Origin of the sequence: Maricaulis maris (assembly GCF_036322705.1) — a bacterium.
Taxonomy (GTDB): Bacteria; Pseudomonadota; Alphaproteobacteria; order Caulobacterales; family Maricaulaceae; genus Maricaulis; species Maricaulis maris_B.
This window is the reverse complement of sequence record NZ_AP027270.1, coordinates 2514865-2535279: the sequence shown is the minus strand read 5'-3', so window position 1 is coordinate 2535279 and position 20415 is coordinate 2514865. Positions and strand designations below refer to the sequence as shown.

Annotated in this window: 21 protein-coding genes; 17 read left to right on the top strand and 4 right to left on the bottom strand. The window is 64.1% G+C overall.

What is annotated here, in order from left to right:
- Positions 1-26: 26 nt before the first annotated feature.
- A complete protein-coding gene (tkt, locus tag AAA969_RS12060) occupies positions 27-2009 on the top strand; it encodes a transketolase (RefSeq protein WP_338246308.1) in 1983 nt (660 codons plus the stop codon).
- Between the two features lie 110 nt (positions 2010-2119).
- Here the strand turns inward: tkt and AAA969_RS12055 are convergent, their stop codons facing one another.
- The 4 genes from AAA969_RS12055 to AAA969_RS12040 form a co-directional block, all read right to left on the bottom strand.
- Positions 2120-3304: a cupin domain-containing protein gene (locus AAA969_RS12055; protein ID WP_338246307.1), complete on the bottom strand. Its 1185-nt coding sequence runs from the start codon at positions 3302-3304 to the stop codon at positions 2120-2122.
- A 153-nt stretch (positions 3305-3457) separates the two neighbouring features.
- The gene (locus AAA969_RS12050) at positions 3458-4021 is read right to left on the bottom strand and encodes a hypothetical protein (protein ID WP_338246306.1); all 564 of its coding nucleotides are present in this window, start codon (positions 4019-4021) and stop codon (positions 3458-3460) included.
- Positions 4022-4079: 58 nt separating this feature from the next.
- Positions 4080-4640 (bottom strand): hypothetical protein, encoded by a 561-nt coding sequence (locus AAA969_RS12045; protein WP_338246305.1) that lies wholly within the window; start codon positions 4638-4640, stop codon positions 4080-4082.
- Between the two features lie 101 nt (positions 4641-4741).
- Entirely contained in the window at positions 4742-5083 is a 342-nt protein-coding gene (locus AAA969_RS12040; protein WP_338246304.1) for a hypothetical protein, read from the bottom strand.
- Between the two features lie 316 nt (positions 5084-5399).
- Between AAA969_RS12040 and ruvC the strand changes: the two genes are divergently transcribed.
- From ruvC to AAA969_RS11960, 16 genes are all read left to right on the top strand, one after another.
- A complete protein-coding gene (gene ruvC, locus AAA969_RS12035; protein WP_338246303.1) occupies positions 5400-5900 on the top strand; it encodes a crossover junction endodeoxyribonuclease RuvC in 501 nt (166 codons plus the stop codon).
- Entirely contained in the window at positions 5897-6538 is a 642-nt protein-coding gene (gene ruvA, locus AAA969_RS12030) for a Holliday junction branch migration protein RuvA (protein WP_338246302.1), read from the top strand. Before ruvC ends, ruvA begins: the two co-directional genes overlap by 4 nt.
- Positions 6539-6592: 54 nt before the next feature.
- Entirely contained in the window at positions 6593-7663 is a 1071-nt protein-coding gene (ruvB, locus tag AAA969_RS12025; RefSeq protein ID WP_338246301.1) for a Holliday junction branch migration DNA helicase RuvB, read from the top strand.
- On the top strand, positions 7660-8124 hold the full coding sequence (locus AAA969_RS12020) for a YbgC/FadM family acyl-CoA thioesterase (RefSeq protein ID WP_338246300.1): 465 nt from the start codon (positions 7660-7662) through the stop codon (positions 8122-8124). Before ruvB ends, AAA969_RS12020 begins: the two co-directional genes overlap by 4 nt.
- A 94-nt stretch (positions 8125-8218) precedes the next feature.
- Positions 8219-8887 carry a hypothetical protein gene (locus AAA969_RS12015; RefSeq protein WP_338246299.1) on the top strand — a complete coding sequence of 223 codons (669 nt, stop codon included), beginning with the start codon at positions 8219-8221 and terminating at the stop codon, positions 8885-8887.
- Between the two features lie 173 nt (positions 8888-9060).
- On the top strand, positions 9061-9729 hold the full coding sequence (tolQ, locus tag AAA969_RS12010; protein WP_338246298.1) for a protein TolQ: 669 nt from the start codon (positions 9061-9063) through the stop codon (positions 9727-9729).
- A 4-nt stretch (positions 9730-9733) separates the two neighbouring features.
- A complete protein-coding gene (locus AAA969_RS12005) occupies positions 9734-10168 on the top strand; it encodes an ExbD/TolR family protein (RefSeq protein ID WP_338246297.1) in 435 nt (144 codons plus the stop codon).
- A gap of 13 nt (positions 10169-10181) precedes the next feature.
- On the top strand, positions 10182-11000 hold the full coding sequence (locus tag AAA969_RS12000) for a hypothetical protein (protein WP_338246296.1): 819 nt from the start codon (positions 10182-10184) through the stop codon (positions 10998-11000).
- A 27-nt stretch (positions 11001-11027) separates the two neighbouring features.
- Positions 11028-12389 (top strand): Tol-Pal system beta propeller repeat protein TolB, encoded by a 1362-nt coding sequence (gene tolB / locus AAA969_RS11995; protein ID WP_338246295.1) that lies wholly within the window; start codon positions 11028-11030, stop codon positions 12387-12389.
- Positions 12390-12522: 133 nt separating this feature from the next.
- Positions 12523-13047, top strand: coding sequence for a peptidoglycan-associated lipoprotein Pal (gene pal, locus AAA969_RS11990; RefSeq protein ID WP_338246294.1), 525 nt, complete (start codon positions 12523-12525; stop codon positions 13045-13047).
- 110 nt (positions 13048-13157) lie between these two features.
- Positions 13158-14054, top strand: a complete 897-nt coding sequence (gene ybgF / locus AAA969_RS11985; RefSeq protein WP_338246293.1) for a tol-pal system protein YbgF — start codon at positions 13158-13160, stop codon at positions 14052-14054.
- A gap of 2 nt (positions 14055-14056) precedes the next feature.
- Positions 14057-15415, top strand: coding sequence for a tRNA lysidine(34) synthetase TilS (tilS, locus tag AAA969_RS11980; protein ID WP_338246292.1), 1359 nt, complete (start codon positions 14057-14059; stop codon positions 15413-15415).
- Between the two features lie 103 nt (positions 15416-15518).
- Positions 15519-17432, top strand: coding sequence for an ATP-dependent zinc metalloprotease FtsH (gene ftsH, locus AAA969_RS11975; RefSeq protein WP_338246291.1), 1914 nt, complete (start codon positions 15519-15521; stop codon positions 17430-17432).
- Between the two features lie 167 nt (positions 17433-17599).
- The gene (chrA, locus tag AAA969_RS11970; protein ID WP_338246290.1) at positions 17600-18811 is read left to right on the top strand and encodes a chromate efflux transporter; all 1212 of its coding nucleotides are present in this window, start codon (positions 17600-17602) and stop codon (positions 18809-18811) included.
- 128 nt (positions 18812-18939) lie between these two features.
- Positions 18940-19770 carry a dihydropteroate synthase gene (gene folP / locus AAA969_RS11965; RefSeq protein WP_338246289.1) on the top strand — a complete coding sequence of 277 codons (831 nt, stop codon included), beginning with the start codon at positions 18940-18942 and terminating at the stop codon, positions 19768-19770.
- A complete protein-coding gene (locus AAA969_RS11960) occupies positions 19771-20412 on the top strand; it encodes a glutathione S-transferase family protein (protein WP_338246288.1) in 642 nt (213 codons plus the stop codon).
- Positions 20413-20415: the final 3 nt, after the last annotated feature.

Sequence of the window (20415 nt, the reverse complement as noted above, 5' to 3'; positions counted from 1 at the left end):
ACTGCCCGGCCCATGGAGACGCTCTCATGACCACGCCTTCCAACTCCGTTTCGATGTCCAGCATGGCAAACGCCATTCGGGCCCTGTCCATGGATGCGGTCCAGAAGGCCAATTCCGGCCATCCCGGAATGCCGATGGGCATGGCCGATGTGGCGACGGTCTTGTGGGCCAAGCATATGAAGTTCGATCCGGCGGCCCCCGGTTGGGCCGATCGCGACCGCTTTGTGCTGTCGGCCGGGCACGGCTCGATGTTGCTCTATTCCATCCTTCACCTCACGGGCTTCGAGGGCATGACGATGGATGAGCTGAAGGATTTCCGTCAACTCGACAGCCTGACTGCAGGCCATCCGGAGTATGGTCATACGCCGGGTGTCGAGGCGACGACCGGTCCGCTTGGCCAGGGAATTTCGATGTCCGTCGGCATGGCGCTCGCCGAGCGCATGATGAACGCACACTTCGGCGACGAGCTGGTCGATCACCGCACCTGGGTGATCGCGTCCGACGGTGACCTCCAGGAAGGCATCTCCCACGAGGCGATCTCGCTGGCCGGCCATCTCGGCCTCAACCGTCTATGCGTGCTCTGGGACGATAACGAAATCTCGATCGACGGCCCGACCCACCTCTCCGAAAGCACTGATGTTCTCAAGCGTTTCGAGGCCGCCGGCTGGGCGGTGTCGCGAATTGACGGGCATGATCACGCCGCGATTGACGCGGCCCTCCAGGCGGCTCGGTCTTCGGACAAGCCGGTGTTGATCGCGTGCCGGACGACCATTGGTTTCGGCGCACCGACCAAGGCGGGAACCGCTGGCAGCCATGGGGCCCCGCTTGGGGCTGAGGAGATCGCCGGTACCCGCGCGGCGCTGGGTTGGGATGCCGCACCGTTCGAGGTGCCTGCAGACATTCTCGATGCCTGGCGCGCTACGGGCTCGGCAGATACCCATCAGGCCTGGCAGGATCGACTGGCCGGTTCAGACAAGGCCGACGACTTTGTTGCCCGTATTTCCGGCGAGCCGGGACCGGAAGAGCTCGCTGCGCTGGATGCCTGGCGGCGCCAGGTTGCCATCGACAAGCCGGATCTGGCGAGCCGGGCGGCGTCTGGCCAGACCCTGGCCGCGATCATCGGTGACTGGCCGAGCCTCGCCGGGGGGTCGGCCGACCTCGCGGGTTCGAACCTGACCAAAACGCCGAATGTCGGCGTTGTGAAGGCCGGTGACTATGCTGGCCAGTATCTGCATTTCGGGGTCCGTGAGCACGGCATGGCTGCCTGCGCCAACGGCATGTCGCTGCATGGCGGCTTCCGTCCGCACGTTGCGACCTTCCTCGTCTTCGCTGACTATTGCCGGCCGTCGATGCGTCTTTCGTCGTTGATGCAGCAACCGGTCATCTATGTGATGACCCATGACTCGATCGGTCTGGGCGAGGATGGTCCGACCCACCAGCCGGTCGAGACGCTGGCCTCCTTGCGGGCAATCCCCAACATGCATGTCTTCCGTCCGGCCGACGCGCTGGAAACGGCTGAAGCCTGGGATCTGGCGCTGCGCAGGATTGACGGGCCGTCGGTCCTCGCCCTGTCGCGTCAGAAACTGGCTTTCCTGCGCGATGATGACGGCAGCGAAAACCGCTCGGCTCGTGGCGCTTATACGCTGCAAGAGAGCGATGGAGCCGCTGATATCGTTCTCGTCGCGACCGGTTCCGAGGTCAGTCTGGCGGTCGACGCTGCGGCAACCCTGCGGGCCAAGGGGTTTTCGGTTCGGGTGGTTTCGGCACCGTGTCTGGAATTGTTGCTCGAGCAGGGTGATGCCTATTTTGAAAGCCTGTTCCCGACCGGCACCCCGATCATCGCCTGTGAGGCGGCCCTGCGGTTTGGTTGGGACGAGATTATCGGGCGCAAGGGTGGCTTTGTTGGCATGACGGGGTTTGGCGCCAGTGCGCCGGCCGAGGTGCTCTATGACCATTTCGGGATCACCGCCGAGGCCATCGTCGCCCAGGCCGACGCTCTGCTCGGCTAGAGCGTTCCTCAGGCCGCCGTTTCAGCGTATCCAGAAAAGAGCGAGCGGCCCGGTATGACCGGGCCGCTTTCTTTTGGTATGCGTGTTGTTGAGATGGTGTGGTCGGTCGCTCAGACCGGGACCACAAGACCGAAGGCATGCAGCTTGCCGAGGGTTTCTACCGCCGCGGCCTCGTCCTGACCGACAAAGCTGGCCGCGGTCACGGTGCCGCCATCAAGCAGCGTATGAAGGCCGGCTTCCGCCTCGGCCGGAAAACGGACTTCACCACCAGCCGTGATGAGGACGTTCTCCTTGTCATCGCCAGCAAAGCGCCATGGCACGAAGGGACGCAGGCGGAAGGCCTGATCCGGGCTCGACGCTGCACGATAACTGCTGATCGTGCCGCGCGTGTTGGGCACGCGGGAGCGGATGAAACTGTCGACAAAGAAGTCCATGGCGCCGTCGAGGCTCATTTCCTGAGCGAGCGTATCAGTGAGCGCCTTGAACTGCGCGGCCGCGTCAGCCCGGTCAAAGTCGGGCTGGGCAAAGCCGGTGGGCAGTGAGCGGCGCATGGCGGGCGTGCGCAAGGCGACTTCCGAGACCGCTTCCAGCATGAGATCGGCCCAGGTCTTGACGATCAGGCCCAGGGTGATGTGGAGCGAGGCCTCGGTCCCGTGGGTCTGGGCATCATGCATGAGGCCGCGCGGGACATAGATGCACTCACCTGCCTTCAGGACGAATTCAGCGACCGGCTCTCCGGCTTCGTGGGCCTCGGGGCGGAAACCTTCTCCTCGGTAGGGGTTCTCGACCGGGGTTGCGTAGAAACGCCAGAGCTTCTCGCCTTCTATCTGCATCACGAAGACATCGTGGTCATCATAGTGGGTATTGAAACCCTGATTGTCCGGCGGCGTGAGGTAGATATTGGTCTGGACATGACAGCTCAGGATCGACTCCACGGAGCGACAGAACTCGCCAAGTGTGGCGTCCACCATGTGCAGTTGGGGAAGGATAATGGTCGCGCCCTGGCGATACTGGTTGGCCACACCGCCACGATCGACATAGCCTGTGTCGAACATGTAGTCCTCGCGCTGAACCGGCGGCTCCGAGCGAGCCATGTCAAGCGATCCCTCACGCAGGTCGATGCTGGAAACGATGTCGTCGATCCGGGCGATGGACAGCAGGCCCGCATACCGGGACGGATCCTCGCGATGGACGATCAGCGGCTTTTTCTCGTGGTAGTCCCGAAAGAAGGTCTCGCGGTCGATCGGGTCGATCATTGCGCGAAATGGATCGGTCAGCCAGAGCGGTTCAGTCATGTGGTGTCTCTCCCCTAGTGTACTGGAAACGTTAGCGAGACAGGGGCGGCTTGTCGCCTGTCCGAGCGTGCTCAACTGCACATGGTCGATGAAAAACCCCCACGACGGGTCGCAGGGGTTTGTTCAGTCTGGAACCGCGCCGGCGGGTGAGGCTCAGCAGCGCCGGCCGCCACCGACGGGATCGGCATAGCTGCCGGTATCGCTGTCGGTGCAGGACCGGCTGCCGCGCCCCCCGCCAACCGGGTCCGCATAGCGGCCACTGTCACTATCCGTTGCGCCTCGGCGGCTACCACCGCGGCCGCGCCCGACAGGGTCGGAGTAGGATCCGGTGTCGCTGTCCGTAATGCCAGAGCTGCCGCGGCCGCGCCCGGCCGGGTCAGAGTAGGCCCCAGTATCAGCATCGGTGATGCCGCCGCCGCGTCCACCGCCGACCGGGTCGGCATAGCGACCGGAATCAGCATCGGTATAGCCGCCGCCACGCCCGTTGCCGACGGGGTCGGCATAGCGACCGGTATCACTGTCGGTCGCGCCGGTACTGCCATATCCGCCGCTGCCGCCGCGGCCGGCACCGGTCGGGTCCGCATAGCGACCAATATCACTATCAGTGTAGCCGGTTGTCGCGCACCCGGCGACTGTGCCGGCAGCGCCGGTCACAACCGCCGCGCCGGCGACCCGGGTCAAAAAAGAACGACGGGAGAGTTTTCCGCGTTGGGCCATTCAGGCCTCCATGTGCAGGGGCGATGTCGGCCGAGACGACCGACTATCGGGCCTGGTGTCAGCGGCAGCGATCGCCACGGCCTACGGCGTCAGCATAGGCACCGGTGTCGCTGTCTGTGCATGAGCGACGACCACGGCCATTGCCGGCCGGGTCGGCATAGGCGCCGGTATCGCTGTCGGTAATGCCGGAACGCCCGCGCCCATTGCCGACGGCATCGGCATAGGAGCCGGTATCGCTGTCGGTGATACCCGTGGTGCGGCGTCCGCGGCCATTGCCGGCTGGATCGGAATATGTGCCCGTGTCGCTGTCAGTGATGCCCGAGCGCCCGCGACCATTGCCAGCCCGGTCTGCATAGGAGCCGGTGTCGCTGTCGGTCACGCCTGTGCTGCCCCGGCCATAGCCGGCGCGGTCCGAATTGCGGCCTGAATCGCTATCTGTTGCGCCCGTGCGGCCATAGCCGCTGCGGTCTGCATAGCTGCCTGTGTCGCTATCTGTTCGGCCCGTATAGTTCTGGGCGATAGCGCCGCCCGTGACAGTGGCGGCTGCGCCGGTCGCAATCGCGGTTCCCGCGACGCGAGTCAGAAAGGAGCGCCGGCTGAGTTTGCCCTTTTTGGCCATGTAACTACCTCATAGTCGTGTCGGTAATCCCCCAAGAATTACCTGTCGTCCCTCACGCTCGAGATATGACGACGGCGCCCGAAGGCGCCGTCGCTGAAGTCTTAGAGGCTCGGTCCGCGACCACGACCACCGGGGTCGGAACAGCCGGAGCTGTCGCTGTCGGTGTAGCCGGTGTTGCCGCGGCCATAACCCGCCTGGTCGGCGCAGGAGCCGCTGTCGCTGTCAGTGCGACCGGTGCGGCGAACGCCGTGGTTCGCGTAATCGTTCGGATCGCTATCCGTGTTGCCCGTACGGGCGCGACCGCCGCTATCGGCCGGGTCTGCGTCCGAGTTCCGCTGAATGACTGCCGCGCCAGCGACCGTTGCCACAGCACCTGCAGCAATCGTTCCGCCCGCGACGCGGGTCAGGAAGGAGCGGCGGCTCAGCTTGCCTTTTTTGGCCATGTGTCAAATTCCCCCTTAGAATGCGCGCTACACAATGTAGCTCTGCCAGAATTACGTTTAGCTTATGCGGCGGTCGGATGACTGGCAAACAATTCGGGCTATTTTTTTTCGCTTTTTAATCAGCGGGTTGCGGGAGATATTGAGAGTAATTCTTATTAGCTATGACTATGAGAATGATGTGCAGATGGTATATTGTGACAATGCAATCCATTCTCATGGCTGACAGGTGGGCTTGGTATAGGCTGTCCCCGATGTCGTTCTCGTCTTGTTCCAACCGCGCAGCTGGTGCTATGTAGATCCGGACCGGGAGGGTTGAATGGCGTTATCCGTGCGAATTCTGGGGATTGATCCCGGTCTCAGACGAATGGGCTGGGGCATGATCCGGGTCGAGGGCAGTCGGATCAGTGCGCTCGGGCATGGTGTTGTGACCCCGCCGACAAACGCGCCTCTCTCCCAGCGGCTTATCCATATTTTTGACGCTGTGGGCGCGCTCGTTCGCGAGCATCGACCTGATGAGGCCGCCATCGAGGAGGCCTTCATGGCCGCCAACGCCTCGTCGGCCCTAAAACTGGGACACGCCCGTGCCGCGGCGCTGCTGGCGCCGGCTCAAGCCGGCTTGCCGGTCGCCGAGTATGCGGCACGCCTCGTTAAAAAGTCCGTGGTCGGAACCGGTGCGGCGGACAAGGCACAGATCGCCGCCATGGTCGGCGTCCTTCTGCCCGGCACCAAAGCAACCGCTGACGCCGCCGACGCGCTTGCAATCGCCATTTGCCACGCCCACCATCGCCGGGCCGTCACCCTCGGGAGTGCCGCATGATCGGTATACTCAAGGGCCGGGTCGAGGCGATCGGGGCCGATGAACTGGTTCTGGATGTCAATGGCGTCGGCTATCTGGTCGGTGCAGGTGCGCGTACATTGTCCCGCCTGGAGCCCGGGCAGGACGTGGTGCTGCATATCGAAACCCATGTCCGCGAGGATGCGTTCAAGCTATTCGGCTTCCTCGAGGACATTGATCGGGCCTGGTTCGTCCATCTCCAGAATATCCAGGGTGTCGGTGCCAAGGCCGCGTTTGCGGTGCTGGATACCGTGCCGGTCAGCGAGATCGTCAATGCGGCGGCGCTGGGCGACAAGTCGACCTTTGCCCGCGCCAAGGGTGTCGGCCCGAAGTTGGCGACTCGGATCGCAACCGAGCTGAAAGACAAGGCGCCGCCGGTCGGACGCAGCTTCTCGATCGGATTGCCGGTCCACGGCCTCGACAGTGAGGGCGCGGCGACCCCTGCACCGATCTCCGGCGGTGATAGTCACGCCCGCGAGGATGCGGTCTCCGCGCTGATCAATCTCGGCTATAATGAGGGACAGGCACGCCAGGCGGTCGCCTCGGTGCTGCGTGAGCGCGGTAATGACGCGCCACTGAGCGATGTCATTCGCCTCGCCTTGAAGGAACTCGCACCGTGATGGCGACGATCCGCGTGGACGCGGGCGAGCGGATCACGATAGACCCAAGCCATCATGACTGATGCGCTCGATCCGATAGATGGCGGCCGCCTGGTTGACCAGGACATGCAACCCGGCGACGGGCGTGACCGCGCCCTGCGACCGCTGTCCTTCTCGGACTTTGTTGGCCAAAAGGCGGCAATCGCCAACCTTAAGGTCTTTGTCGAAGCGGCACGGCGGCGCGGCGAGTCGCTGGATCACGTTCTGCTGTCCGGCCCGCCGGGTCTTGGCAAGACGACACTGGCGCAGATTGTTGCCCGTGAAATGGGTGTCGGTTTCCGGGCCACATCGGGGCCCGTGATTGCGAAGGCGGGGGACCTGGCCGCAATCCTCACCAATCTCGAACCCCGCGACGTCCTCTTTATCGATGAAATCCATCGCCTCGCGCCGGCTGTCGAGGAGATCCTCTATCCGGCGATGGAGGACTTCTGCCTTGATCTGGTGATCGGGGAAGGGCCGTCCGCGCGGACGGTCCGGATCGAATTGCCGCCTTTTACCCTTGTCGGGGCAACCACGCGGGCGGGGCTCCTGGCGACGCCTCTGCGTGACCGCTTCGGGGTGCCGGTCCGGCTCGAATTCTATGACGAGGCCGAGCTCGGTTTCATTGTCACGCGCGCGGCGGCGAAGTTCGGGATCGAGGCGACCCCGGACGGCGCCCGAGAGATTGCGCGGCGAGCGCGTGGAACGCCCCGGGTGGCGGGTCGTCTGCTGCGCCGCGTGCGCGACTTTGCCGAGGCCGAGGACGCAGTGGAGATCAATGACGCGGTGGCCGACCGGGCTTTGAAGCGCCTTGAGGTTGATGAGATTGGTCTCGACAGCCTTGATCGTCGCTATCTCAAAGCCCTGACAGAAAGCTTTGGCGGCGGGCCGGTCGGCGTTGAAACCCTCGCGGCCGCGCTCGCCGAGGCGCGCGATGCGCTCGAGGATGTGGTTGAGCCCTTCCTGATCCAGCAGGGCTTCATTCAGAGAACGCCCCGTGGCCGTCTGGCGGCGGCGCGGGCCTGGCAGCATCTCGGGCTGACGCCGCCTCAGACCGGTGCGCAGGCTGCCAGCGCTCCGGCCCCGGGAGGTCTGTTCGGAAAATGACCGATGCCTTGCAGCCAGCCGCCGGCGCGTTCGGCGCTGATCACATCCATCGTCTGCCGGTGCGTGTCTACTATGAGGACACTGATTTTTCCGGGGTCGTCTACCATGCGCGCTATCTGCACTTCTTCGAGCGCGGCCGTACGGAAAGCCTGCGGGCCTGCGGCATTCATCATTCCGAGTTGTCGCGCATGGAGCCGCCGCTTGCCTTTGCCGTCCGGCGGATGGGCGTGGAGTTCGTCCGCGCCGCGCATGTTGACGACGTTCTGGTGATCGAGACCGAGTTCAGACCCCAGGCGGGCGCCCGGCTGATGATGGAACAGCGGCTGTTTCGGGGCTCTGATCTTGTTGCAACGGCCTCGGTTCAGGCTGTGTGTATCGACGGAAATGGACGGGCCAAACGCCCGCCGTCATGGATGCAGGCGAAGTGGGGTGGTCGTGTGGTCAGCCCCAATCAGGAATGACCCGCATTCGCAGCAATAGTCGCGGCCCGGTCGATAAGGTGACTTGCTTGTAATGTTTGTGGCCTTTACCCCTGTTTTGCAGGGGAGGGTGTCATTGTCCCATCGTTCAAAGTCGCCGAAAGATCGGAGCTTGCGTCCCGCCGGTGCGGCGGTTCCGCCTCCCAATTTCGGCTTTAATGTCGCGCGCGTGCTGCAGGATGGCGGCGACATGTTCATGCATGTCGTTCACGAGCCTGAAGCGGGTGGTGAAGTCTGGGTGACCATGAGTATGGTTCGCCGCGACAAGGCGGGTCTCATGGCCGTCAAGCGTCAGGTGTCTGCCCGTTTTGAACCGGATGGCCCCTATTGCGCCGTGTCCACATCCGGCGAGCCCGACCGGATGCTGGCCGAGGAGGGGGGGCTGAACAAGGCCCAGGTCAATGCCTTCATCCAGATGGTGGTGCGCGACGGGGGCAGTGAACACACGGATGCGTTCATCGACCGGGGACGTTTCGTCAGCCACACGCCGGGCAGCTGTTGTCGTCCCCAGGGTTACGACGTCCTGCTCGCGCGGCGGCGCCCGCGACCGGGCCTCACCTATCACGGGGTCGATGAGATCGTCGGTGAAGGCCAGCACGTGGCCGTCTTCTCATGCTTCGAGATGGATGGCGTGACCTATCGCGCCTGCGACCTCTTTCGTCTGGCAGATGGACGGATCGTCGAACACTGGGATGTCGTCGAGGAAGTCGCGCCTCATCTGGTCGCGCACAATGACGAGAGATGAGAGCGCAGTTTTTGCGGTTATCACCTCCTGAAATTTGCCGTATTCGGTAGTCAAGGATCTGTCAGCGATGGAACGCGTCGCGTCAGGCATGAAGCCTGCATGGCGTTTGACGGATTGTGAAACACACGATCGGGGCGGCCGAAAGGCCGCGCCGAAGCGCAAGGGTGAGCGTTATGGAGTCTTCTGTCGTCGAGGTCGCACAAGTCGTGGAAGGATTCTCCTTCTATGCCCTGTTCATGCGCGCGGACTGGGTGGTCAAGGGCGTGATGGGCATTCTCGCCTTCATGTCGATCTGGTCCTGGGCCATCGCCATCGACAAATCGCTGCACATGCGCAGCCTGCATGGCAAGGCCAAGCATTTCGAACGTGAATTCTGGTCCGGCCGCTCACTCGATGCGCTTGCGGACCAATTCGCCAAGTCGGCGCGGGAGCCGTTCTCCCGTGTCTTCGCTGCCGGCCTGCGGGAATGGAATGGTGACAATGCCGGCGGACGCGTCTCCAAGGCGGCCGGTGCCGAAGCCGGTCGTCAGATGACCAACACCGAGGGCGGCCTGGGCATTCTCGCCACGATCGCGTCGGCCGCCCCCTTCGTCGGCCTGTTCGGGACCGTCTGGGGCATCATGAATGCCTTCCGCTCCATCGCGGCGTCCCAGGACACCAATCTGGCAGTGGTCGCGCCCGGCATTGCCGAGGCCCTGTTTGCTACCGCGCTCGGCCTCCTTGCCGCCATTCCGGCAGTGATCTTCTTCAATGCCTTGTCCGCCAATCTCGCCAAATATGGTGCGCGCCTCGACGGTTTCGTTGACGAGCTGTCGGCGCTTGCCGACCGCGACGGGCTCTAGGGCGATGGGTGCTTCCCTCGATAGTGGCGGATCCGGTCGCGGCCGCGCCCGCTGGAAGCCGAAGGCCGAGATCAATGTCACGCCCTTCGTCGACGTGATGCTGGTCCTGCTGATCGTGTTCATGATCACCGCGCCGTTGCTGACGGTTGGTGTTCCGGTCAACTTGCCGGAAACCGAAGCCCGCAACCTGCCGGCCGGCGAGGAGCCGCTCACCGTGACAGTGAATGCCGATGGCGTGATCTACCTGCAGGAGACGGAAGTCCCGCTGTCAGACCTTGTGCCGCGCCTGCGCGCCATCGCCGGCACGGGCTTTGACGCGCGGATCTATATCCGGGCTGATGACGGCGCGGCTTATGGGGATGTCGCGCGGGTGATGGCCAATATCAACGCAGCCGGCTTCTCCAATCTTGGTCTCGTAACCGATCCGATCGAACGGTAGCGGCGGTTCTACTGTGCGTGGTCTTGTCCTCTCCCTCATCATTCACGGCGGCATGATCGCCGCGGGGCTGATCTATTTGCCCCGTGTCGCCTCCGTGCTGGAAACGTCGCCGATCGTTCCGATTGAACTGGTGACGCTGGGTGAGCGAAACAGCATCCGCGCCGCCGCACCGGAGCCGGTGGTCGAAGACGAGCCGGACGAGACGATTGACGAGCTCATCGAAGAGCCCGAGACCCAGTCCGCCCCGGTGCCCGAGCCGGTGCAGCCCGAGCCGGAGGTGGTCGAGACGCCCGCCGAGACACCGGAAGAGCCGGAAGTCGTGCCTGCCGAGCCGGAACCCGAGACAACGCCGGACGTCCCACCCCAACGTCCCGAGCGTCCACGTGAACCGGCTCAACCCGCCGAACCGTCCCTGAATGATCTGCTGGGTGATTTGTCCCGCAGCGTGTCGGAAACCCGCGACGGTCAGGCCTCCGAGCAGGGTCCGCGTCGTGACCCGGTTGGCGATGGCGAGGCGATGACCGCGACCCTGCAGGATCTGATACGGTCGCACCTGGCGCGCTGCTGGCGCGCGTCGCTGGATGCGCCCGAGCCGGACGAGCTGGCGGTTGAACTGGTGCTCGATCTCGACCGCAATGGCGAGCTCACGGGGCCGCCGCGTTTGGTCGATCAATCACGCGTGCTCAATTCGCCCAATCCGTATCTGCGTGTCGCCGGCGAACGGGCGCTGCGCGCGGCAGTCGAGTGTCAGCCTTACCCGCTGCCACCGGAAGCCTATTCTCAATGGCGTCAAATTGAGGTCAATTTTTCGCCGTCCTTATACGGTCGCTAGTCACACCCGTCCCGGAGACCCTGTTCCATGACCCGACTTCTCGTGCTCCTTGCTGCCGTCCTCGCCCTTGTTGGATGGACCGGCGCGTCTGATGCCCAGGAACCGCTGCGGGTCGATGTGACCCAGGGCAATCTCGATCCGATGCCAATCGCGGTCCCCGATTTCGTCGGCGCCTCCGACGAGGCCCTTCGCCGGGGCGCGGACATCACTCGCGTGGTCGCCAATGACCTTGCAAGCTCCGGCCTGTTTGCACCGGTGGACCAGGACGCCTTCATCGAGGACATCGCCAATATCGATCTGCGTCCGCGGTTTTCCGACTGGCGCGTGATCAACGCATCGGCCCTGCTGGTCGGCAGTGTCACGATCCAGGAAGATGGACGGCTGGTGGTCGGTTTCCGGCTCTGGGACACACGACTGGAAGAGCAACTGCTAGGCCTGCAATATCGCACCGCGCCGGAGAACTGGCGCCGGGTCGCGCACCGTCTGGCCGATGCGGTCTATGAGCGCCTCACCGGTGAGACCGGTTATTTCAACACACGTATCGTCTATGTCTCGGAAGGTCGTGGCATCGACGGTGAGCCGATCCGTCAGCTGGCCCTGATGGACCAGGACGGCGCCAACCCGTCCTTTCTGACCGATCGCTCCTATATGGCGCTATTGCCGAACTACTCCCCGAGCGCCCAGGAAATCACCTACGTCTCCTTCCTCGATGGCCAGGCGACGACCTATCTCTACAATCTAGAAACCGGCCGCCAGGAAGCCCTGTTTGCGTCCGGTGGTGCTGGCGCGGCCAGCCAGGTCGATCCGGAGGGGCAAAGCCTGTCGGCGCGTTTCTCACCTGACGGATCCGAGCTCGCAGTGTCGATCGAGACGCGCTCCGGCCACGATATTCACCTGTTCGACCTGCGGACGCGAAACCTCCAACGCTTGACGCAGCACCCGGCCGATGATGTCGAACCGTCTTTCGCCCCGGATGGCGAGCGGATCGTGTTCTCTTCGGCCCGTGGCGGCGGTTCGCAGCTCTATGTGATGAACCGGGACGGTAGCGATGTGCAGCGGGTCACGTTCGGCTCCGGTCGCTATACGACACCGGTCTGGTCTCCGCGCGGCGACCTCATTGCCTTCACCAAACAGATCGGCAACCAGTTTGCGCTCGGCGTCGTGCGGGCAGATGGCTCCGGCATCGAGCGCATCCTCTATGAGGGGTATTTCGTCGATACGCCGGCCTGGTCGCCCAATGGCCGGGTCCTGCTTTTCACGCGCGGCGAGTCCCGGACGAACGGGACGCGATATGAAATCTGGAGTGTCGACCTTGCCGGCTTCAATCTCAGGCGGCTGGCAACCGGCGGAATGGCTTCCGATCCGGCATGGTCGCCCTTGATTGAATAGAAAATTTCTGCGTAACGTTTTGTCTTGTGAGCGGCACCATTGGGGGGGCCGTCGTCGGTACAACGTCACGTCTTGCGTGATCGGGAGTAAGCCGCAGGCCGTGTGCGCTTGGGCTGGATGAGGGTGTAACATTATGAAAATCAAACTTTTTGCTATTGCGGCGCTTGGGGCGTTTGCGACCGCTTGTGCTTCGACCCCGCCGGTGGACGATACGCCGCCGGTACAGGATACCCGTCCGGTCGAGCGGCCTGACGAGACCCCGCCGCCGGTCGAAACCGGGCCGATGGCCGGTTCCGCGGATCATTTTGTGGCGACTGCGGGCGACCGTGTGTTCTACGGACTGGACCGTCATGACCTGTCGGACGAGGCCCGCGCCACCCTGCGTCGCCAGGCGGCCTGGCTCGCCTCCTACCCGGGAACCCGCATTCTCGTCGCCGGAAATTGCGATGAGCGCGGCACGCGTGAATACAACCTCGCGCTTGGTGCCCGTCGTGCCAATGCGGCACGCACCTACCTGATCAGCCAGGGCGTTGATCCGTCGCGGATCTCGACGACCTCCTACGGCAAGGAACGTCCGACCTGCATGCAGTCGTCGGAAACCTGCTGGGCGGTCAACCGCAATGCGACTACCACGCTCGTGGGCGGCTACACCAACTAGGCCGTTCGCATTTGTGACAGGAAACGCCCGTGACAAACCCGTCGCGGGCGTTTTCCATTCTCCGGTCGCAAGGCCGTATTTTCGCCGTCCTCGTCCGCTAGGTGGGTGTCATGATCAGATATATTTGTCTCTCCGTCCTCGTTACCTCGCTGGTCGCCATCGCGCCTGCCGAGGCCCAGTCGCGCCGCGAACTTTCCGAACGCATCGATGCCACCGAAGTGCGTATCGGCAATCTGGAAGACCAGTTCATGGCCGGCGACCCGGTCGCCGAGGCCCTGATGCGCCGCATGGATGAGCTGGAATACCAGGTCCAGGCCCTGACCGGCGAAGCCGAGCGGCTGAGCTTTGAAAACCGCCAGCTGCGTCAGCAGCTGGAGACGCTGGAAAATGAACGAGCCATGGCGCGTCAGTCAGAGGCACCTTCACTCGACGACGAAGCCGTCGCCTGGATGAGCGAAGGCTTGGACGATATCGATCCGGCGGCCGCTGCAGCCGGTGAAGACGGCGCCGCCCTTGCCATTACAGACCCGAACGACCCCCATGCGGCGGCCCGCGCGGCCGCGACCGGGGTTCTGGGTGGTGCTCCGACGACGCCCACCGACGCAGCCACCAGCGCTTCGGCTGATCCGGGCCTTGTCTATGAGGCCGCCCGGGCGCGACTGCTCGATGGCGATTTCGATGGCGCCCAGGCCGGTTTCGAGACGTTTGTTGCCGACAATCCTGATCACCCGCTGACCGCCCAGGCCCATTACTGGCTTGGTGAGACTTTCTATGTCCGGAGCGATTTCACCGCTGCAGCCGATGCCTATATCGCCTCGTTGCGGCTCCAGCCCGAGGGCGACAAGGCCCCCGATGCACTGGTTCGGCTGGCGGCATCGCTGCACGGGATGGGCCGGACCGAGGATGCCTGCGCCACACTGGCCCGCTTTGGTCGCCAATTCCCGGATGCCGCCCCTGCATCGCAGGCCCGCGCGGCCCGGGAATCGGTTCGTGCCAACTGCCGGTAGGCGTGTCGGCACCAGCCATTGACATCGTCACATCGGCGCTCGACCGGCTTGCGGGCGAAGGTCCGCTCGGACTGGCCTGTTCGGGCGGCGGAGACAGTCTGGCCCTCTTGCTCATCGCGAACCGCTGGGCCCGCCAGTCCGGTCGTGCCCTGCACATACTGACCGTCGATCATTGTTTGCGTCCGGAGAGTGCGGGCGAAGCCCGCTTTGTCGCGGAGACCGCTGCCCGCCTCGGCTGGCCATGCGACATCCTGCGCTGGGATCAGGCGCGCGGGGGGGGCGGACTGCAGGCCCGCGCCCGTCGAGCGCGCCACCGTCTTCTGGCGAGCGCAGCCCGTCGGCTCCGATTGACTGCCATCATGCTGGCACATACCCGCGACGACCAGGCTGAAACTGTCTGTATGAGGCTGGCCGCCGGCGGCAGCTGGCGCAGTGCAGCAGCGATGGGCGAGCGGGTGCCATCCCCCGCCTGGCCGGAGGGGCGGGAGGTGATGCTGGTGCGGCCCTGTCTCGCTGTCAGCCGGGCCGATCTGCGCGCCAGTCTGGAGGCTGACGGGGCCGCCTGGATCGAGGATCCGTCCAACCAGGACACGCACTATGCCCGTATCCGCATGAGGCAGACCTTCGCGCAGCTGGATGATAGGGGCTTCGATACGGGACGGTTTGCTGCATTGGCGACCGACTTGCGGGCGGTGCTGGACGCCGAACGTCTCGCCGCATGGCAGGCAGCCAGAACCTGTCTGCGCCTTCACCCCTGGGGGGCGATTGACCTCGCGCCTGAAAACTGGAGCCGTTTGCCGACCGTGCTTCGCCTCACCTTGCTCGAGGCGGCCGTGATGGCGGTCTCGGGGCAGCCGGCGAGTCCGTCGCGGGCGCGTCTCATTCCCTTGGACGAGGCGATCCGGGCAGGGCGTCCGGCCTCGGGTTGCGGCGTTCTGGTGCGGCCGGGCGCGCGGGTCTGGATGATCCGGGACGGCGGCGCTGTCAGTGGCCGGGTCGACCGCGAGCCGCCCAGTCCTTGGATCGAGGAGGAGGCCGGCACGGCGGTGTTCGATGGCCGCTTCGTGATCGACGGCCGCGCGCGTGAACTTGAATGGCACCTGCTCGGAGATACGTATGAAGGACTGGCTGATCGCGCTATACTCGACGCTGTTCCCGGTTCGGCCCGGTCCGGACTGCTGGTCGGTCGCGCAGCCGGAGAGGTCGTGGTGATCGCCGGTTTGGGAAACCCGGTTTCCGCCGAAGGCGACGTTGCCGTTCGCGGGGCGACCGAGGTGCGCTCGTTGATCGAGCACAGATTTTGCAGGCGTCTGCTTTCGCACGGTGCGGCCAGATGGTTTGCTGAGACCGAACGGGCCTGAGGCTTAGGGTGTTTTGCCGCAGGGCTGCTTGGATGACTGGCGCCGGGGCGATGGAATGCCCATATCTGGTCGGGAATGACCGAATGATTGAACGGATAAACGCATGCAAATGAGAAATATTGCGATCTGGGCCGTGGTCCTCGTCCTGTTGATGGTGCTGGTGCAGATGATCAGCCGGTCATCGGACCCGGCAACCGTTCAGCGCGGACCGTCCTATTCCGACTTCCTGAACCGGGTTGAACGCAGCGAGATTTCCAGCGCGACGATTCGCGGCGACATGCTGCAGGCCGAAACCGTGTCTGGCGAAAGCTTCGAAGTCGTGTTGCCGCCGTCGGATACCCAGACAGTCGGCATCCTGCGCGAGGCGAACGTGAATATTCGCGTCGAAGAAGCGTCCGAAGGGGGCAATATCTTCCTCAATATGCTGTTCAACTGGTTCCCGCTTCTGCTGCTGATCGGGGTGTGGATCTTCTTCATGCGCCAGATGCAGGGTGGTGGCCGTGGCGGCGCGATGGGCTTTGGAAAGTCCAAGGCGCGCCTGTTGACCGAGCATCATGGTCGCAAGACCTTTGACGATGTGGCCGGCGTCGACGAAGCCAAGGAAGAACTCCAGGAAGTCGTCGAGTTCCTGAAAGACCCGTCCAAGTTCCAGCGCCTCGGTGGCAAGATTCCGAAAGGCGCCCTGCTGATCGGCCCTCCGGGTACCGGTAAGACTCTGCTGGCCCGCGCCGTTGCCGGCGAAGCCAATGTGCCCTTCTTCACGATTTCGGGTTCCGACTTCGTCGAGATGTTCGTCGGTGTTGGCGCCTCGCGCGTCCGCGACATGTTCGAACAGGCCAAGAAGAATGCGCCCTGCATCATCTTCATCGACGAAATCGACGCTGTCGGTCGTTCGCGTGGTGCCGGCCTCGGTGGCGGTAATGACGAGCGCGAGCAGACGCTCAACCAGCTGCTGGTCGAGATGGACGGTTTTGAAGCGAATGAAGGCATCATCCTGATTGCCGCGACCAACCGTCCGGACGTTCTGGACCCGGCGCTGATGCGTCCGGGCCGCTTTGACCGCCAGGTCGTTGTGCCCAACCCGGACATCACGGGTCGCGAGAAGATCGTCAAGGTTCACATGCGTGATGTGCCGCTCAGCGACGATGTTGACCCCAAGGTCATTGCGCGCGGCACGCCGGGCTTCTCCGGTGCCGATCTCGCCAATCTGGTCAATGAGGCGGCTTTGCTGGCCGCACGCCGCAACAAGCGCCGCGTCTCGATGCTGGAATTCGAGGATGCCAAGGACAAGGTTATGATGGGGCCGGAACGCCGCTCCATGGTCATGTCCGAGAAGGAAAAGCAGCTCACCGCCTACCATGAATCCGGTCATGCCATCGTGGCGATCAATGTCCCGTCGGCGGATCCTGTTCACAAGGCGACCATCATTCCGCGCGGCCGTGCCCTCGGCATGGTCATGCAGTTGCCGGAAGGCGACAAGATGTCGATGACTCACGAGGAAATGACCTCGCGTCTCGCCATCATGATGGGTGGCCGGGTGGCCGAGGAGCTGAAATTCGGCAAGGAGAAGGTGACCTCCGGTGCCGCCTCCGACATTCAGCAGGCAACCCGTCTGGCCAAGGCCATGGTGACCCAGTGGGGCTTCTCGCAGGAGCTCGGCCCGATCGACTATGCGGATAATCAGGGCGAGGTCTTCCTCGGCCAGCAACTGGTCCAGAGCAAGTCGGTCTCGGGCACCACGGCCCGCAAGATCGAGGAAGAGGTCCGCGCCCTCGTGCAGACCGGCATGGATGAGGCTCGCCGCATCCTGACCGAGAAGCGCAAGGATTGGGAAACGCTCTCCGAAGGCCTGCTTGAATACGAAACCCTGTCGGGCAGCGAGATCACCGACCTGCTCAATGGCAAGCCGCCGAGCCGTCCCGATGATACGCCAACCCCGCCGAGCGACACGCCGTCCAGCGCCGTGCCGACCACGGATGAGGAACCCGATGCTGGTCCCGCCCCGCAAGGCGCCTGACCTGCACGACATCGTCAAACGAGAAAGCCCCGGGCCACATGGTTCGGGGCTTTTTCGTGGGTGCGACCAGGACCGGGGCCTGGCTTGTCGGAGCCGCTCCAAGCGGGATTGAACGGCAGCTCCAATGCCGCTAGGTCCATATCCGGTTCCAAAAGCAGGATTGCGGCATGGATGATCCGTCGCCAAGTCATCAACGCCGCGCGCCGGTCACCGCGATCGCTGAGGTCTTCCTGGCCTTCTTGAAGCTGGGCTTGACCGCCTTTGGTGGCCCGATCGCCCATATCGGCTTTTTTCGCGACGAATTCGTCGTTCGCCGCCGTTGGATGGATGATGCCGCCTTCGCCGACCTGGTCGCCCTGTGCCAATTTCTGCCGGGCCCGGCGTCAAGCCAGGTCGGGTTGGCACTCGGTTTGATGCGCGCCGGATGGCTTGGCGGCCTTGCCGCCTTTGTTGGATTTACGCTGCCGTCGGCGGTGATCCTTTTTATTGTCGCTCTGACTGGCAGTCGGCTCTCGGGAGACCTGAGCTCAGGCATTGTCGCCGGCCTGAAGCTTGTGGCCGTGGCGATCATTGCCCATGCCGTTCTGGGCATGGCCCGCACGCTTTGCCCCGATCGATTGCGCGCGAGCATTGCGGTACTCGCCGTGATCATCCTCGCGGTGCTGCCCGCCGTATACGGCATGCCGCTCGCCATCCTCGCGGGGGCCAGTCTCGGCCTGTGGCGCGGCGAGGGGCCGGTCGCCACGGGCGCCGCAATAGCGGTTCCGGTATCGCGGACCGCTGGCGTGATCAGCCTCGGTCTGGCCGCTACTGTCTTCATCGCCCTGCCGATCTTCGCGTCCCACAGCCCCGTCGTTGCACTGGCCGACAGTTTCTATCGATCCGGCATGCTGGTGTTCGGCGGTGGCCATGTCGTGTTGCCGCTCCTGCAGGTCGAAGTGGTGGAGGCGGGACAGGTCAGTCTTGATGCCTTCCTGGCCGGATATGGCGCCGCCCAGGCCGTGCCAGGTCCGCTCTTCACCTTCGGCGCCTATCTCGGTGCCATCATGGAGAGCGGCCCAAGCGGCCTCGCCGGCGCGTTGATCGCCATGCTCTCACTGTTCGCGCCGGGTTTTCTGCTGCTGGTCGGCACCTTGCCCTTCTGGGCCGGGTTCAGACGACATGCGCGGGCGCGGGCGATCATGGCCGGCGCCAATGCGGCTGTTGTCGGCATTCTCGGGGCTGCCCTGTACGATCCGGTCTTTACCAGCGCCGTGACCGGTTTTCCTGAATTTACCCTGGCGCTCTCCTGTTTCGTATTGCTTGTCTCCTGGAAGTGCCCGCCTTGGTTGGTTGTCCTGTTGGGGGCGGCCGGTGGCGGCTTGCTGGCCATTCTCTGAGCTGGCCGGGCGGGCGACGGGAAGGCGGCCGATGAGCACGGGATGGCTTTGCCATTGTCGCGGCAAACCGGTGCCGCTAATACCAAGGCGAGGCAGCCCACGCGCCTGTCACCAGAAGATGGACCCTCATGCCCAAATTCCGCTCCCGTCGCCAATCCGATCTGCCTTTCGTGATGGGCGTGCTCAATGTAACGCCGGACAGTTTTTCCGATGGTGGCGACTTCATCGACCAGGCGGCGGCCGTTGCGCGAGGGCTTGAGATGCTCCGCAATGGCGCAGATGTGATCGATGTCGGCGGCGAGTCGACCCGGCCCGGCGCCGATCCGGTCTCCGAAGCCGAGGAGTTGCGGCGTGTCATCCCGGTCATCAAGGCGCTCCGCGAGACCAGTGGTGCGCGGATCTCGATCGACACTTTCAAGCCCTCGGTCGCCCGCAAGGCCATCGAGGCCGGCGCGGACATCTGGAATGATGTCATGGCCCTGAGAGCCGAGGGCGCGGTGGAAACAGCGGCCGAGCTGGGTGTCCCGGTCATCCTGATGCACATGTCCGGCACGCCGCAAACCATGCAGGCCAATCCGCAATACGAGGACGTCGTCTCGGAGGTCTGTGACTTCCTGACCGAGCGCGCGGACATTGCCATGGCCAAGGGCGTCAGTGCTGACAGTATCTGGCTCGACCCCGGCATCGGCTTCGGCAAGTCGCTTGACCATAATCTGGCACTCATGCGGGATCTCGATCAGGTGATCGGTCTCGGTTATCCGGTGCTGTTTGGCGCCTCACGCAAACGCTTCATCGCGGCCATTGATGATGGGGCCAACGAGACCGAACGGCTTGGCGGCTCGCTTGCCGCGGCGCTGCGCGCCGCGTCGGCCGGAGCGGCCATGGTGCGGGTCCATGATGTTCGCATGACGGTCCAGGCCCTGAAGGTCCAGGCGGCGATCGGCAAGGGGCGCGCCTAGATGGCCTACACGCTCTATGGTAAGGCGGGTTTCGGGTCGGTTTGTGTCGAGGCGGCCCTGGAACTGGTCGGTGCGGCCTATGAGTTCGTCGAGCTCGATCCGCTGGGCGAGGCCGCTGAGCAACGCCGCCTGCGCACGATCAATCCGGTCGGCCAGGTTCCGACCCTTATCCTGCCCGATGAAAGCGTCATGACCGAGAGCGCGGCCATTCTGATCTGGCTCGGGGATCGCTATCCCGAAGCCGGGCTCGCACCCGCCATCGACGCCCCCGAGCGCGCTGAATACCTGCGCTGGATGCTCTTCCTCTCGGCCAGCATCTATTCCACCTTTTCGATATCGGACGGTCCGGAACGCTTTCATCCCGATCCGGCCACACACCCGACGCTGCTCGACGGGGCCAATCAGCGCCGTGCCGACATGTGGGTGCTGATGAATGATGCCTTTGATGGCGCACCCGGACCTTTTCTGCTCGGTGAGACGATGAGCCTGCTCGATGTCTATGTCGCCATGATGAGCCGCTGGGATCCGGGTCGGGCTGACTTTGTGGACCAGTGTCCGGCGCTCCTGCCGGCGGTCGAGGCGACCGAGGCGGATCCGGTGGTCGCGGCGGTCTGGGCCCGCAACTTTCGCACCGGAGGCTGAGCC